At 65.2% G+C, this 14,254-nt stretch carries 10 protein-coding genes; 7 read left to right on the top strand and 3 right to left on the bottom strand.

Features of this window, described 5'->3' with window-relative positions:
• Positions 1-17: 17 nt before the first annotated feature.
• Positions 18-593, bottom strand: coding sequence for a TetR/AcrR family transcriptional regulator (locus tag QM588_RS07405; protein WP_283312412.1), 576 nt, complete (start codon positions 591-593; stop codon positions 18-20).
• Between the two features lie 79 nt (positions 594-672).
• Here QM588_RS07405 and QM588_RS07400 point away from each other — a divergent pair, with 79 nt between their 5' ends.
• Positions 673-1,278, top strand: coding sequence for an NAD(P)H-dependent oxidoreductase (locus tag QM588_RS07400; protein WP_283312411.1), 606 nt, complete (start codon positions 673-675; stop codon positions 1,276-1,278).
• Between the two features lie 29 nt (positions 1,279-1,307).
• On the opposite strand, the gene QM588_RS07395 is transcribed toward QM588_RS07400, so the two are convergent.
• Positions 1,308-2,486, bottom strand: coding sequence for an acyl-CoA dehydrogenase family protein (locus tag QM588_RS07395; RefSeq protein WP_283312410.1), 1,179 nt, complete (start codon positions 2,484-2,486; stop codon positions 1,308-1,310).
• Positions 2,487-2,622: 136 nt separating this feature from the next.
• Between QM588_RS07395 and wrbA the strand changes: the two genes are divergently transcribed.
• On the top strand, positions 2,623-3,222 hold the full coding sequence (gene wrbA, locus QM588_RS07390) for an NAD(P)H:quinone oxidoreductase (protein WP_027495694.1): 600 nt from the start codon (positions 2,623-2,625) through the stop codon (positions 3,220-3,222).
• A gap of 238 nt (positions 3,223-3,460) precedes the next feature.
• A complete protein-coding gene (locus QM588_RS07385) occupies positions 3,461-5,668 on the top strand; it encodes an EAL domain-containing protein (RefSeq protein ID WP_283312409.1) in 2,208 nt (735 codons plus the stop codon).
• A gap of 23 nt (positions 5,669-5,691) precedes the next feature.
• On the opposite strand, the gene QM588_RS07380 is transcribed toward QM588_RS07385, so the two are convergent.
• Positions 5,692-6,312 (bottom strand): TetR/AcrR family transcriptional regulator, encoded by a 621-nt coding sequence (locus QM588_RS07380; RefSeq protein WP_283312408.1) that lies wholly within the window; start codon positions 6,310-6,312, stop codon positions 5,692-5,694.
• A 105-nt stretch (positions 6,313-6,417) separates the two neighbouring features.
• Between QM588_RS07380 and QM588_RS07375 the strand changes: the two genes are divergently transcribed.
• From QM588_RS07375 to QM588_RS07360, 4 genes are read left to right on the top strand one after another with little or no spacing between them, the layout of a single operon-like run.
• Positions 6,418-8,442, top strand: a complete 2,025-nt coding sequence (locus QM588_RS07375; RefSeq protein ID WP_283312407.1) for an amidase — start codon at positions 6,418-6,420, stop codon at positions 8,440-8,442.
• A 2-nt stretch (positions 8,443-8,444) separates the two neighbouring features.
• The gene (locus QM588_RS07370; RefSeq protein WP_283312405.1) at positions 8,445-9,686 is read left to right on the top strand and encodes an MFS transporter; all 1,242 of its coding nucleotides are present in this window, start codon (positions 8,445-8,447) and stop codon (positions 9,684-9,686) included.
• On the top strand, positions 9,683-11,344 hold the full coding sequence (locus tag QM588_RS07365; RefSeq protein ID WP_283312403.1) for an amidohydrolase: 1,662 nt from the start codon (positions 9,683-9,685) through the stop codon (positions 11,342-11,344). The genes QM588_RS07370 and QM588_RS07365 overlap by 4 nt, the downstream gene beginning before the upstream one ends.
• Complete coding sequence (locus QM588_RS07360; protein WP_283312402.1) at positions 11,337-14,222, top strand: aminotransferase; 2,886 nt, start codon at positions 11,337-11,339, stop codon at positions 14,220-14,222. The genes QM588_RS07365 and QM588_RS07360 overlap by 8 nt, the downstream gene beginning before the upstream one ends.
• Positions 14,223-14,254: the final 32 nt, after the last annotated feature.

Raw genomic sequence — 14,254 nt, 5'->3', positions numbered from 1 at the left:
GGTCCGGCGGGCCGAATTCAGGACCTGTCGACCGCGGCGACGATCAGATCGGTCAACTCCCCGATCGCTTCGGTGGGTGTCAGCGAACCGGATACCGCACCGTGGGACAACGCGTCTGCGGCACCGAAGACGGCGGTCAGAGACGGCGTTGACATGCCGTCGGCATCGGTGAACGGTCGCAGAATTTCTCGACACCGCTCGAAGTAAGCACGCTCGGCGGTGCGCTTGACCTGTTCGAGTTCCGGCGAACCTTCGAGTGCCGCAAGCACACCCGTCAATTCGCTCCCCTGGGCCATTGCGCAGCCCACGTAGGAGTCGGCAATGGCCTGCGCGCGTCCGTGCACCGTCATGGGCGCCGAGTCGAGAGACTGTTCCAGCATCGCCGCCTGCCTGGCGTCGAATTCGGTGAACAGAGCGGCGAGAAGTTCGGCGCGGGAGGCGAAGTGGCTGTACACCACCGGCTTTGCGACACCGGCCTGCTCGGCGAGCCGCCCGAGAGTCAACGCGTCGGCTCCCTCTGCGCGCACCAGAGCCCAGGACACCTCGATCAACTGTGCGTTTCGATCGGAGCGCGACAGCCTCGTCCGTGCCATTCCGCCACCTCCTTGCTTATGTACTAATAGTAACCTACTGTTCGTACATAGCCGATCTTCCCCAGCCGAAGGAACAGCCATGAACACGCTCGTCGTAGTCTCCCATCCCGACCCGCACTCTCTGACCCACCAGGTCGCTCACTCCGTAGTCGAGGCCATCCGATCCACCGGCACCACCGTGGAGACCGCAGATCTCGCTGCGGAGAACTTCGATCCGCGATTTTCGACTGCGGACCTGAGCCTGTATCGCGGAAACGGGAGCACTCCGCCCGACGTAGCCGAGGAACAGTCACGGATCGACCGCGCCGAACACCTGGTTCTCGCCTTCCCCATGTACTGGTGGTCGATGCCCGCGCTACTGAAAGGCTGGATCGACCGCGTGTTCGTCGAGGGCTGGGCCTACGAATACGGAGACAGAGTATTCGTGAAGAAGCTGGACCGACTCACCGTCCATCTGGTCGTCGTCGCGGGCGACGATGCCGACAGCTTCGAGCGCCATGGCGTCTATCAGGCCGTTCGAACGCAGATCGAGCGTGGAATCATCGAATACTGCGGTGCCACAGTAGGATCGACGAATTTCCTGTACGGATCGGACACCAGGACTCGAGAGGAACTCGCTACCGACGTATCCGCTATCGGTAGCACGGTTGCAGACCGGGTCGCCGCGCAGCGCGCGCTCACCTGACCTGCAGTAGCCACGCGGGATGAGTGTGGTCAACGATTCCGCTTCTGCTCGGCACGGATCAAACCGCCGCCGACGATCAGCCGCTGAATTTCGCTGGTTCCCTCGTACAGGCGGAGAAGACGGACATCTCGATAGATTCGCTCGACGGGAACGCCGCGCATATACCCTGCGCCGCCGTGGATTTGGACGGCGAGGTCGGCCACTGTGCCGACCATCTCGGTGCAGAACAGCTTGACCGCCGACGGCGCGATCCGTCGATCGGTGTCCTCCACCCAGGCCCGGGCAGCCTCACGCACCATGGCCCGGCCTGCCATGACTCCCGTCTGCTGGTCGGCGATCATCGCCTGGACGAGTTGATGATTGCCGATGGGCTCGCCACCCTGTGTGGAAGACGCAGCGTAGGAGACGGATTCGTCCAGGGCACGCTGCGCTTGACCGACGGCGAGAGCTGCGATGTGGACGCGGCCGCGCGCCAACGACGTCATCGCCGCCCGGTATCCGATGTCACCGTTGCCGCCCACCAGAGCGTCGGCGTCGACCCTGACGTCGGTGAACGTCACGTCCGCGGTTCCTGCTCCCTGCTGGCCCATCTTCGCGTCCTTGTCACCGACTTGGACACCCGCAGTGTCGGCGGGGACCAGAAACACCGCGATCCCGTTGCCGCTGTTCGGCTTCGGGTCCACTCGCGCGAACACGACGAACAGGTCCGCGATGGGCGCATTGGTGATGTAGCGCTTGCTTCCGCTGATGATCCAGCCCGTACCGTCCACTACTGCAGTCGTTCTCAACCCCGCCGGGTTCGAGCCGGCACCGTCCTCGGTCAACGCGAACGACGCGACGACGTCGCCGGCCGCCATGCCGGGCAACCACGTTGCCTTCTGCTCGTCGGTGCCGAACCCGACGAGCACCTGGCCCGCGATTCCGTTGTTGGTGCCGAACATCGACCGCAACGACAGTGTGGTGTAGCCGAGCTCCATGGCAATCTCGACATCCTGAATCAAGTCCAGGCCGAGGCCACCGAACTCTTGCGGAATCGCGTATCCGAACAACCCCATCTCGGCGGACTGTCTCCGGAGATCGTCGGGAATCGAATCGGTGTTCATGATCTCGAGTTCACGCGGAACCACCCGCGATCGGACGAACTGGGAGACCTGCTTCTTCACGTCCGCGAAGACGTCGTCGGGTACCTCGGCATTGCGCACGGTCATGGCACCACTATCGGCGCTGCCGGAGGAACGGACAACCAGCACCTCCGAATAGTTGACACAACAATCATATTGGGTACGATAAAAGCAGTTGACATCGCAACTACTTCGGATGTCCACCCGACGAAAGGTCTCATCGATGACGAAGATCGCAATCATCTACTACTCCGCGACCGGCCACGGATCCACAATGGCGAACAAGCTCGCCGACGCAGCGACGGCGGCTGGAGCCGAAGTACGCGTGCGGCACATCGCGGAGACGCGCGACCCCAGCACCTTCGCCGAGAACCCGGCCTGGTCCGCCAACTACGAGGCAACCAAGGATCTTCCCGCTGCCAGCGGCGACGACATCGTCTGGGCCGATGGCGTCATCCTCGGATCTCCGACGCGTTTCGGCAGCACCGCGGCACCGTTCCAGAACTTCATGGACTCGCTCGGCGGCTACTGGGCCAAGGGTGAACTCGCGAACAAGGCATACGCAGCCTTCACCTCGAGCCAGACCGCGCACGGCGGCCAGGAGACCACGCTCATCGGTCTCTACACCTCGCTGATGCACTTCGGCGGCGTCCTGGTTCCGCCCGGATACACCGACGGGTTGAAGTTCGCGGACGGTAATCCCTACGGCGTCAGCCACGTCACCGGACCCGAGAACAAGAACGAACTGGACGACGCGACCACCGCAGCGCTGACCCACATGGCCACGCGCGTCGTCACCATCGCCGAGGCTCTGGCGAAGTAGAAGCCTGCTCTCGTCACGTCGAGAAGACCGCTCGACCCGATTCGCGTTCACCGTCCGGGTCCGCACATCGCCGGTGCGGACCCGGACGTAGCACGTACGTGATGACGAACGGCGTGTTTGTCATCTCGCGCGGACACCGCCATGCTGTGTGCAGGGAACAGCAACTCCGCTGACTTCTGCGATTGTCGGTGGCGTCGCCCAACGGCTTGTCGCCGCGACGAGTGCGAAACGGATATCGATGGACGATCCCGGCTTCGATCCGCTCGTTCTCCGCGCCCTGTTCGACGAATCGCCCGACATGGTGGCCCTGTCCGCGTTCTCCGGCCGCGTGATCGACGTCAATCCGGTCGGCCTCCGCCTGGTCGGCCTGGAGGAACTGCCGCCGTCAGGACTGTTCACCGCAGATTTCTTCACTGCCCGCGGACTCGAGGTCTCCGGCGACGTCGAACATGCATTGCAGACGACCGGTCTCTGGCAGGGGCGTACCGAATTACGCCACTTCGTGTCCGGCGCCGGCATTCCCGTTGCGTTGTCCACGTTCGTCGTCCGACGTTCCGGACGAGAACCCGACCTGATCGCCACGATCGTTCGCGACCGTACCCGTGGCCACCAACGCGATCTCGATCTGTTGGCCGCGGCTGCGTCGGCGGAGAGAATCGCAGTCGAGCAACGGGCACTGGCCGAGTTGAGCTCTCTTGCCGTTACTGCGGACTTCGACACGGTGCTGACGGCGGCCACGAGCACGGCGGCCAAGTTGGTTGGCGTCGAGTCTGCGGCATTGGCCAGACATTCGGGTGATTCGACCGACCCGCTTCTGTCCATCGACGCGATCACCCGCACGCTCCCACACGACTTCGTGCTTGCCACCGGCGACGGGTCGTTGACCGGTTACGCCCTGGCGCGAAGGGCGATCACCGTCTGTTCCGACGTCGAATCCGAAACACGATTCGACACCTCGGCCATGGCTGCCCTGGGCTTTCGCAGCGGTGCCGCCGTTCCGATCACCATCGGTGCCGGGCTGTGGGGCGTACTGATCCTGTTCGGCCGCGAACCACACCTCTTCGGCGACGGAGACATCGCATTCGTCTCCGCAGTTGCCGGAGTGCTCTCCGCGGCACTCGAACGAGTGGAACTCGACCGCGAGCTGCGCTGGCGCAGCGCGCACGATCCCTTGACCGAGCTGCCGAATCGTGCGGTGGCATACGACGCGATCGACGCGGCGCTCGCATCTGCCCGCGACGACGAACGGGTGGCGTTGTTACTGCTCGACGTCGACGATTTCAAGATCATCAACGACAGCCTCGGGCACGACGTCGGAGACCGCGCACTCGTGCGTTTCTCTCGCCGCCTGGCCGCGACCGCGAAACCTGGCGACACCGTTGCCAGACTCGGCGGCGACGAATTCCTGATGATCTGCAATCACATCGACGACGTCGCACATGCCGAACGCGTCGCCGAGTGCATCCGTTCCGCTCTGGCAGCCCCCGCCGCGGAAGACGAGGGCGACGACCCGATTCCGGTGAGCGCCAGCATCGGAGTTGCGGTCTCCACCGCGGGCTCGACCCGACGTGAACTCCTTCGATCGGCCGACCTGGCGATGTACCGCGCCAAGGACACCAGGGCCGGACACGCCGTCTTCGATTCCAGCGACCTGTACGACGCCGACCGGGTGCGCTCCATGTCGGTGGACCTGCGCCGCGCTCTGGCCTCCGGCGACCTGACACTCGAGTACCAACCCCTGATCGACATCGAGACCGGACGTATCGTCTCCGTCGAAGCACTGGCGCGTTGGCAGCACCCGAAACTCGGCCCCATCGAACCGTCCGAATTCGTTGCCGTTGCCGAACGTACTGGTCTGGCAACACTTCTCGACGATTGGGCTCTCACCACCGCCTGTCGACAGCTCGTCGACTGGGAGGAGTTCGGCTGCGTCGGCATGCGTGTGAACATCAGCGCGCTGCAACTACGCGACCCGGCCTTTCCCGACCGAGTGGCTGCCGCGCTACTCACCACCGGTGCGCACGCTGACGACGTCGTTCTCGAACTCACCGAGACGGAATGGCTCGCAGACACCGGCACGGTTGCGTCCAACTTGACGAAACTCCACGAGATGGGAGTTGCGTTGTCACTCGACGATGTCGGGAAGGGCTACAGCAGCCTGGCCTACCTCGAGCGCTTCCCGGTGATCGGCAGTTTCAAGATCGACCGAACGTACATCGACTCAGTGGACACCGATCGTGGTCGAGACGTGTTGACCGCCATCGTGTCGCTGGCGAAAGCCTACGGCGTGACCGTCGTGGGCGAAGGCGTCGAAACACGGGCGCAACTCGACGCACTCACCGCAGCCGGATGCACTGTGGTGCAAGGATTTCTACTGGGCCGACCCGCCGACGCCGAGCACACGGCGGAACTGCTGTCCCGTGACAGCGCAGCGCGAGAACACTGAGTGCGCCGAACACGGGTCTCGCACTACCGCGGGCGTGCCGATGCGACGAGCATCGCCAGACCCATCTCGAAGGCGCGGGTGGCGATGGGATCGTCGGTATCCTCGTCCTGCACGGTCTCGTAGGCCGCGGCCAATCGCGGGAAAGCCTCCTCCTGGCCTGCCGGATCGAATACGACACTCGGACCGGACATGTCGAGGACGCTGCCGAGAATGAACGATTCGAACGCGGTCAGCAGAGGCAACACGTCCCTGCTCGCCCAGCCCACCGCCTCTGCGGCAACAGAGAAATCCTCGTACTCCGCCAACAGCACCGGGGTCGATGCGCGTGTGGTCATGAGCAGGGGAACGGCGCGGTGATGCTCTGCGAAGGCCAATCGATAGGACCTGGCCCAGGCGACAAGGCCTTCTTCCCAGGGCAATTCGCGTAGAGGTGCCGAGTCGATTCGGGCCGAGACCAGCGCTCGGACGTCCTCGATCATCGCCGCGCGGTCGGCGACGTGGTTGTAGAGGGACGTAGGGTTCACGCCCAATTTCAGCGCCACGCCCCGCATGCTCGCACCGTCGGCTCCGTGCCGATCGACCAGGGCCAATGCGGTGCGGGCGATCAGGTCACGGCTGAGAATGGCGCGAGGTGGTCGTGCCATGGTCGCCTCCTCTCGGGCGGTCGTCGAGTACGGACAGCCTTGCATGTCGGGATTTTTTTCGATTCACCCGTTCCCAAAACCGACAGTGTGTGTTTTAGTTCTGTCATGACTTCTTCTTCCTTCACCGTGGTCGAGGCCGATGTCGCCGGCGTTTCCGCCGCGCTCGCCGAGGGCACCGTGACGAGCGTCGAACTGGTGGCGCGCTACCTCAATCGAATCGGGCACTACGACCGCACCGGAATCGCACTGAACGCCGTACCGGTACTCAACCCCGACGCGTTCGAGGAAGCCCGCGCAGCCGACCTACGTCGGAGCGCCGGACAGGCTCTCGGCCCGATGGACGGAATCCCCTACACCGCCAAGGCCAGCTACAAGGTGCGTGGCCTTCCGGTGACGGCCGGTTCGCCGGCATTCGAGAGCCTCGTCGCGACCGACGACGCCTATGCGGTGGCGCAGCTGCGAGCGGCAGGCGCGATCTGCCTCGGCCTGACCAACATGCCTCCGATGGCAGCGGGTGGAATGCAACGCGGACTCTACGGTCGCGCCGAAAGCCCTTACGCCGCAGAATTTCTCACCTCGGCGTTCGGATCGGGCTCCTCCAACGGCTCGGGTACGGCCACAGCTGCGAGTTTCGCCGCCTTCGGGCTCGCCGAGGAAACCTGGTCCTCCGGACGCGCACCCGCGTCGAACAATGCGCTCGTCGCCTACACACCCTCTCGCGGAGTGATCTCGGTGCGGGGCAACTGGCCGTTGGTGCCCACGATGGATGTCGTTGTGCCGCATGCTCGTACGGTCGACGACCTACTACACCTACTGGACGTGGTCGTGGCCGACGACGCAGTCACCGAGGGCGACCTGTGGCGCATGCAGGAGTGGGTGACCATTCCGCCTGCCTCGGATGTTCGGCCCGCGTCCTTCGCCGAATTGCCGCCGCTGCCGCTGCAGGGACTCCGACTCGCCGTACCGCGCCTGTACGTCAACGGCGATCCCGACAGTGCGTATCCGATCCACACCCGCGATTCGGTGATGACCCTGTGGCAGACCATGCGTGACGACCTGGTCGCTGCAGGCGCAGAGGTGATCGAAACCGATTTCCCCGTCGTGGAGAACTACGAAGGCCTGCACCCGAACTCGCAGACCATGGTCGACCGCGGTCTCGTTCCCGCCGAGTTCCTCGAACGCGAGCTGGAAGAACTCTCGGTGTGGGCGTTCGACAGCTTCCTGGCCTCGAACGGTCAGCCCGGCCTGCGCGGCCTGGCCGAGACCGACGGGGCGCGCATCTTCCCGCATCCCACGGGCGCGCTCCCCGATCGTTACGGCATCCTGCCGTTCGACACGGCCTACGACCTGGCGGACTACGTCCCCATGGCGAAGGCAAGGGTCACGCCGTTCGATCGCATTCCGTCGGTGGAGGCCGGCATGCGCGGATTGGAAGAGGTCCGCCGCGTCGACTTCGAAAAGTGGTTGCAAGACAACCGCTTCGACGCAGTCGTCTTTCCTGCCGTTGCCGATGTCGGCCCCGCCGACGCCGATGTCGACGTCGCGTCCGCCGATATCGCCTGGCGCAACGGAGTCTGGGTGGCCAACGGCAATCTCGTGCCCCGCCACCTCGGCATACCCACCGTCACCGTTCCCATGGGGTCGATGAGCGACACATCGATGCCGGTCGGCTTGACCCTGGCCGGTGCTGCCTACTCCGATTCGACCCTGCTGCGTCTCGCCCGTTCCGTCGACGCCCTCGGGGCACGACGAGTGGCTCCCGCACGCACCCCGGCACTGACCGACGAGCACGTGTTCGACGGCATCGTCGGTGCCGGTGACTCGGATGCCTCCATCGCAGTGACCGACGTGCAGATTCGGCCGGGCTCCGCGGGCGACGAACTCACCTTCGCCGTCCGGATCGACGGCGGTTCCATCGACGACGTACAGGCTTTCGTCGACGGAGTGCGGGTGCCGCTCCACACGACGGGCAGCGCCGTCACCGGGACAGTGTCGATTCCGCCGGGTTCGTACGACACCCTGCACAGTGAGTGGCGGGCACCGTACGGTCCCCTCGTCGTCGCCGTCGCCCGCTGCACAGACGGTGGTGTCGTCGGAGCCGTGGCGACGACCGACGGATCGCCTCTCTGATCATGAACCTTCCTCTGATGCCCGACGCCACCCGTCTTCCACTGAACACCCGACGAGGGATCTCGACGTTCGGCATGTCCGTACTGGGGCTGCTGACGGCAAACCTGTTGCCGTTCATGGTGATCGCACTCCAGGACTCACTCGGCGTGAGCGTCGCCGAAGCCGGAACCATCATGACGGGCTCGCTGCTCGCCACCGCACTGGCCTGTATCGCCGTCACCCGACTCGCGGAAGGGTCGCGGCGGATCGCGGTAGCCCGAGTCGGTCTCGTGGTGACCGCACTCGGATTCGGTGTCGCTGCGTTCCCGCTCGGCACCACCGTCACTGTCGTCGGCGTCATCGTCGGAGGTGCGGGAGCCGGCGGCGCACTGGCCGCGAGCGGTGCAGCTCTTGCGGCACTGCGCAATCCCAACCGGATGTCGGCCGCCAACGGACTCGTCAACCGAGCCGTCGTGACCCTTGTCCTCGCGGTGATCCCGCTGGTCGGCGTCGGCCTGGGCAGTGTCTACGGATTCGTCGCCGGTCTCGCGATCGTCCTGCTGGTGACGTCCGGTTGGTTGCCCGCCGCACCCGTGCTCGACTCACCGGACCCAGTGCGACGGACTCTCGATCCGCTCGCCTCGGTCGATCAGCGGCGCATCACCGTTGCCGGAGTGTCCCTGCTGGTGATGTACGCGGTGTGGGCGATCAGCGAGGATTCCCTCTGGGCGATCGCGGGCACCATGGGCGCGGACAATGCACAGCTGAGCGACGCGGCTCTCGGCGTGGTTCTCAGCGCATCCAGCGCGGGAGGATTCTTCGCCGCCCTCGTACTCATCCTCCTCGGCGACCGAGTGGGGCGCGCACTTCCGATGGCGGTCCTTCTCGTCGTCGGTGGCGCCCTGAAACTCGGTACATCCCTCGCGACCGATCCCACGGTGTACGGCGTGCTCCTCGTCGCGTGGAACTCGGTGTACCTGGCGGCCTTCCTGTTCTTCATCGCCACCGCGGCCGCACTGGATGCCAACGGCAGATTCTCGGGTCCCTCGCTCGGCGTGTATCTCGTGGGTACCAGTTTCGCTCCAGCGTTCGGTGGTTGGCTCGTGGAGTCGTTCGGCTACAGCACATTCGGCTGGGTCGTAGGCGTGACCAGTTGGTTGTTGGTCGTACCGGTCGTTCTCGTCGCACGCTTGTCCACCCGCGTCGAACAGGCAGAAAACCAAGCACGGCAATCGGATTCGCTACCGCAGGAGACATCTCGATGACAACCCCGACCACCCGGACCGCACTGGTGAACGGCAGGATCCTCAGTTCCTCCGGCACCCTGGAGGCCGTCGCCGACGGTACCTTGGCCGAGGCCGATCGTGTGGTGATCGACGGCGACCACATCGCCGAGGTGCACCTGCCCGGCACCACACACGCGGCGTCCGCCGACGTCACGGAGGACCTCGAAGGCCGCTTCGTCCTCCCCGGATTCGTCGACTCGCACGTACACCTGTTGTGGCTCGGTGCCGGGCTCAGCAGCGTAGCCCTCACCGACGCAGGCGATCTCACGGAGATTCGACAGCGGCTGGTCGACGCACGAGAATCCCTCGGCTCCGAGGCGACCATGCTGCGCGGCCGCGGCTGGCTCTTCGATGCCATCGACGGTGAACCCACCGCAGCCATGCTCGACGAGGTCGTCTCGGACATTCCGGTGTTTCTCGACTCCAACGACATGCACTCGATCTGGGTCAACACCGCCGCACTCGAAGCAATGGGAATCGACGCGACGACAACGGATCCGGCCGGTGGTCGGATCTCGCGTCTTCCCGACGGCTCACCCGCCGGGATGCTGTACGAGCGCGCCGCGCACGAATTGGGTTGGGCCTACCTGTCTTCGGTCACCTCGAACCAGGATCGAGAGCGACACATAGGGCGTGCGCTCGACGCGTTCGCGGCCGCCGGTGTCACCTCGGTCGTCGACATGGGGATGGACGAAGACGGCTGGCGCGCGCTGTGCGGTGTCGCGCAGCGCTCGGGAGGCCGGCTACCGGTCCGTGTCTCGGCACATTGGCTCGTCGTCGATACCGGTGACGCGCAGCGCAATCTGGACCAGGTGAACCGTGTTCTCGAGCTGCGGAACGACCCGACACCGTGGCTCGAGCTCGTCGGTATCAAGCTCGTACTCGACGGTGTCATCGACGCGTGTACCGCAGCGTTGAACTACCCGTACGCCAACGGCACCAACGGAGACCTGCTGTGGAGCGCCGAGGCCCTTCTACCCGTCGTCGTCGCCGCGGATGCTGCACACCTGCGTCTGGCCATCCATGCCATCGGCGATCTGGCCAGCGACATGGCCCTCGATGTTCTCGAGGAGATGATCGACGTCAATCCGCCGTGGGATCGGCGACCGCGGCTCGAGCACCTCGAAATCGTCAGCGATCGGACACCCGACCGAATGGCTCGGCTGGGCATCACGGCATCGGTACAGCCGGTGCACTCCGACCCTGCGATCCAACCGAACTGGCGCGCCCAGTTGGGCGACGACCGCGTCGAACGCGGCTACCCGTGGACGTCGTTCACCGCTGCGGGGGCCCGCCTGGCGTTCGGCACCGATGCCCCGACCGCGCCCCACGAGGCGCTGGCGAATTTGTATATCGCCACGACGAGACGCTCGGCCACCGACCACTCGCTACCACCGAACGAGCCGCAGTTCGCGGTGCCGCTCGACGCCGCCCTACGCCACGCGACATTCGACTCCGCCGCGTCCTTCGATGCCGATTCGCAGGTCGGTCGAGTGCAACCCGGCATGTACGCCGACCTGGTCGTACTGGACGGTGACGTACTCGACGGAGGCAATCTGTTGGCTGTGTCGGTCGTACGCACCATCGTCGGCGGCAAGACCGTGTTCGAGAAAGAGACCGAGGAAACCCATGTCTGACACCGTGTTCGACTTCTTCGCCCAGCCCGAGCTACCGACGCCGACCCTCGAGTCCGACGAGGTTCGTAGGCTGATGGACGAAAACTTCGGATTGGCATGCACCCTCACCGAACTCGGCAGCCAGCAGGACCAGAACTTCGTGGTTCGCGACATCGACAGCGGCACCCCGGTCGGCGTCCTCAAGCTGAGCAACCCGGTGTTCAGCGAGTCCGAGATCGAGTTGCAGGACCTCGCCGCAAGCATCGTTGCCGAGCGAGAGCCGACGCTGCGTACCCCGAAGGTGGTCGTCGGCCCGCGCGGACCTATGTCCGCATGGTGGAACTCGTCGCAGGGGCGCATCCACGGCCGGGTCATCGAATTCATCTCGGGCACAACGCTGATGGGCTCGAACTATCTCTCCCCCGCCACGGCCGCGCGGATGGGTGAACTCGCAGGCAAGGTCAGCGTTGCACTCTCCGATGTCGACCACCCGGCGTCGGGCCGGGTGCTGCAATGGGATCTGCGCCATGCCGATCGCGTCATCGCGACGCTGTTGCCCGACGAGCCGGACCAGGATGTCAGCGACTTCATCACCGACGTCACCGCATCGGCCATGCGTCAGTTGCATTCGGTGTCGGCCGACCTGCCCCTTCAACTCGGTCACTTCGACATCACCGACGACAACGTTCTCGCGCCGACGGCACCCGGGTCGCTCCCCGACGCCGTCATCGACTTCGGCGATGTCAGTCGATCGTGGGCGGTCAACGAAATTGCGGTGACCTTGTCCTCGCTGCTGCACCACGACGGCTTCGCGCCGGTCGACGCACTGCCCGCCATCCGCGCCTTCCACGCCGCACGTCCGCTGAGCGAGAACGAGATCGAGGCACTCTGGCCATTGGTCACCCTGCGCGGAGTGGTCCTCGTACTCAGCGGCCGTCAGCAGGTACGCCTCGACGCCGGGAACTCGTACGCCGACTCCGCGCTGGATCGCGAATTCCGCATCCTCACCCAAGCAGCATCGGTGCCCTGCGCCGTGATGACCGAAACCATCCGTCGGGCACTGGGGTTGGACGCCCGGCCGCGACCGACCTGGCAGGGCGAACCGTTGGTCGCCGGTATGTCCGACGCCGTGACCATCGACGCGGGCACCACGTCGACCGTCAACGACGAAGGGCGCTGGCTCGACCGACACACCCTGACGGCCGCCGCGCTTGCCGCACTCGATGCAGGCGCTCCCGCCGCAGTGGTACCTGCGTGGTCTGCTCGACTCACCGGTGGGCCCAGCCGAACTCCCGCAGAGCCGGCCACGATCTCCACCGCACTGACGCTCTGGCTCGCGCGCGACACTGCGCTCGACGTACCGGCGGACGGCTCGATCACCCACACCGACGACGGCCTCACCGTCGCTGTCGGTAACTACCAGGTGCATTTCGTGGGCGTGCCGAGCTCGCCCAATACCCCAGTGTTACCGGCACGCACACCGATCGACGTCCAGCTCACCCGATCGAACTCGGGGCCGGTACCACTGCGCGTCGAGCCCTCGTACGCTCACGGTTGGTCGGTACTCGCCGGTGACCCAGCGCCGATTCTCGGGCTGCCCGCTACCGTCGTCGACCCCGAAGACGACACCCTCGAGCGCCGCGAACGACTGCTCGCCGAGGTGCAGGAGCACTACTACGCGCAGCCTCCCCGCATCGAGCGGGGTTGGCGTGAATACCTGGCCGATGTCGACGGCCGGGTCTACCTCGACATGGTCAACAATGTCGCGTCCGTCGGCCATGCTCACCCGAAGGTGGTGGCGGCCGCCCATCGGCAGATGCAGCTGCTGAACACCAACTCGCGCTTCAACTATCGTGCGATCACCGAGTTCGCGGACCGTATCACCGCCACACTTCCCGACGAACTCGACACCGTGTTCTTCGTCAATTCCGGCTCGGAGGCAACCGATCTCGCCATCCGGATCGCGATGGCTGCGACCGGACGTACCGACATCGTGGCGATGAAGGAGGCCTACCACGGGTGGACCTTCGCCAGCGACGCCGTCTCGACGTCGATAGCCGACAACCCCAATGCCCCTGCCACCCGGCCGGACTGGGTACATACCGTCGATGCCGCGAATTCCTACCGCGGAAAGCACCGCGGTGACGACGCCTCGAAATACGCCCCCGAAGCCGTACAGTTCATCGACGACCTGGCCGCGGCGGGAACACTCCCCGCCGGGTTCATCTGCGAGTCCTACTACGGCAACGCCGGAGGTGTCGCACTTCCCGACGGCTACCTCCAGCAGGTCTACGCCGCCGTCCGCAAGCACGGTGGCATCGCGATCTCCGACGAAGTGCAGGTCGGTTACGGCCGACTCGGCGAATGGTTCTGGGGCTTTCAGCAGCAGCAGGCGATTCCCGACGTCATCGCGGTCGCGAAATCCATCGGTACCGGCCAACCCGTCGGCGTCGTTGTCACCACCCGAAAGATCGCCGACCGCTATCGCACCGGTGGCTACTTCTTCTCGTCCACGGGCGGATCCCCGGTGTCGTCGGTGATCGGTCTCGCCGTACTCGACGTCATCCAGCAAGAGGGGTTGCAGGAGAACGCGCGTGTGGTCGGTGGCCATTTGAAGTCTCGATTGCAGGCCCTCGCGGCCGAGCACCCCATCGTGGGCACGGTGCACGGCTCAGGGTTGTATCTCGGACTCGAATTCATCCGCGACCACACCACACTCGAGCCCGCCACCGAGGAAACCGAGGCCATCTGCAATCGACTCCTCGAACTGGGAGTGATCATGCAGCCCACCGGCGACCACCAGAACGTGCTCAAGATCAAACCGCCCCTGTGTGTCTCGAAGGAATCGGTCGACTACTTCGTCGACTCGTTGAACAGAGTCCTGACCACCGGCTGGTAAGGGCGAATCGGCTCCTCGGCGGGGCTCCGCGG

The organism is Rhodococcus sp. IEGM 1354, assembly GCF_030056855.1.
GTDB lineage: Bacteria > Actinomycetota > Actinomycetes > Mycobacteriales > Mycobacteriaceae > Rhodococcoides.
Note: the sequence above shows the minus strand (reverse complement) of the source record. Positions and strands in the feature narration are given on the sequence as shown.

What these genes read in the sequence shown, in the direction of transcription:
- QM588_RS07405 (WP_283312412.1), bottom strand. Translation starts at nt 593, where the DNA reads ATGGCACGGACGAGGCTGTCGCGCTCCGATCGAAACGCACAGTTGATC.
- QM588_RS07400 (WP_283312411.1), top strand. Translation starts at nt 673, where the DNA reads ATGAACACGCTCGTCGTAGTCTCCCATCCCGACCCGCACTCTCTGACC.
- QM588_RS07395 (WP_283312410.1), bottom strand. Translation starts at nt 2,486, where the DNA reads ATGACCGTGCGCAATGCCGAGGTACCCGACGACGTCTTCGCGGACGTG.
- wrbA (WP_027495694.1), top strand. Translation starts at nt 2,623, where the DNA reads ATGACGAAGATCGCAATCATCTACTACTCCGCGACCGGCCACGGATCC.
- QM588_RS07385 (WP_283312409.1), top strand. Translation starts at nt 3,461, where the DNA reads ATGGACGATCCCGGCTTCGATCCGCTCGTTCTCCGCGCCCTGTTCGAC.
- QM588_RS07380 (WP_283312408.1), bottom strand. Translation starts at nt 6,312, where the DNA reads ATGGCACGACCACCTCGCGCCATTCTCAGCCGTGACCTGATCGCCCGC.
- QM588_RS07375 (WP_283312407.1), top strand. Translation starts at nt 6,418, where the DNA reads ATGACTTCTTCTTCCTTCACCGTGGTCGAGGCCGATGTCGCCGGCGTT.
- QM588_RS07370 (WP_283312405.1), top strand. Translation starts at nt 8,445, where the DNA reads ATGAACCTTCCTCTGATGCCCGACGCCACCCGTCTTCCACTGAACACC.
- QM588_RS07365 (WP_283312403.1), top strand. Translation starts at nt 9,683, where the DNA reads ATGACAACCCCGACCACCCGGACCGCACTGGTGAACGGCAGGATCCTC.
- QM588_RS07360 (WP_283312402.1), top strand. Translation starts at nt 11,337, where the DNA reads ATGTCTGACACCGTGTTCGACTTCTTCGCCCAGCCCGAGCTACCGACG.